The sequence below is a fragment of the Mesorhizobium sp. M7A.F.Ca.US.005.03.2.1 genome, assembly GCF_003997795.1.
Classification (GTDB): domain Bacteria; phylum Pseudomonadota; class Alphaproteobacteria; order Rhizobiales; family Rhizobiaceae; genus Mesorhizobium; species Mesorhizobium ciceri.
Genome location: NZ_RZRP01001516.1, coordinates 1 through 621, shown reverse-complemented (window position 1 = coordinate 621; position 621 = coordinate 1). Strand labels below are relative to the sequence as shown.

The 621-nt window shown below is 65.9% G+C and carries 2 protein-coding genes; both read left to right on the top strand.

The features are described 5' to 3' along the window. A partial coding sequence (locus EN991_RS38830) for a BamA/TamA family outer membrane protein (protein ID WP_164769793.1) occupies positions 1-181 on the top strand: 181 nt, incomplete at its 5' end. 3 nt (positions 182-184) lie between these two features. Beyond that, a partial coding sequence (locus EN991_RS38825) for a hypothetical protein (protein WP_164753080.1) occupies positions 185-621 on the top strand: 437 nt, incomplete at its 3' end.

Genomic DNA, 621 nt, shown 5'->3' with positions numbered 1-621 from the left:
TGCCGGCACCGTGTCGACCAAATCGGTTCCCGATTTCTCCGATGTCAAGGTCGGCGCCGGCGTCGGCCTGCGCTATGTCACGCCGTTCGGGCCGCTGCGCATCGACGCGGCCGTGCCGCTCAACCGCGATCCGGGCGATCCGCATTTCGGCATCTATGCCGGCATCGGACAGGCATTCTGAGCGATGAAAACAGTCTGGCGCATCCTCCGCATTGTTCTCTACACCCTGCTGATCGTGATTGCGGGAGCGATCGGCGCGCTGGTGGTGCTAACCAAGACCGAGCGCGGCCGCGACAATCTCGCCGGCATCATTTCGCGGCTGGCATCGACCGACGACCGCAAGATCACGGTCAGCGGCATAGACGGCATCTGGTCGGGAGCCCTCAGCGTCGACCATGTCGTGCTGGAGGATCGCGAGGGTGCCTGGCTGGTGGCGCGCAAGGTGGCCGTCGACTGGTCGCCGCTGGCGCTGCTGTCGAAAAACTTCAGCGCCGACCGTATCGCCGCCGAGCGCATTGAGCTGGCGCGATTGCCGGTGGCCAGCACGCAGCCGGCGCCGAGCGGCGGCACGACGACGCTGCCGGTTTCCATCGACATCAAGCAGATCGACCTGCCCGAGAT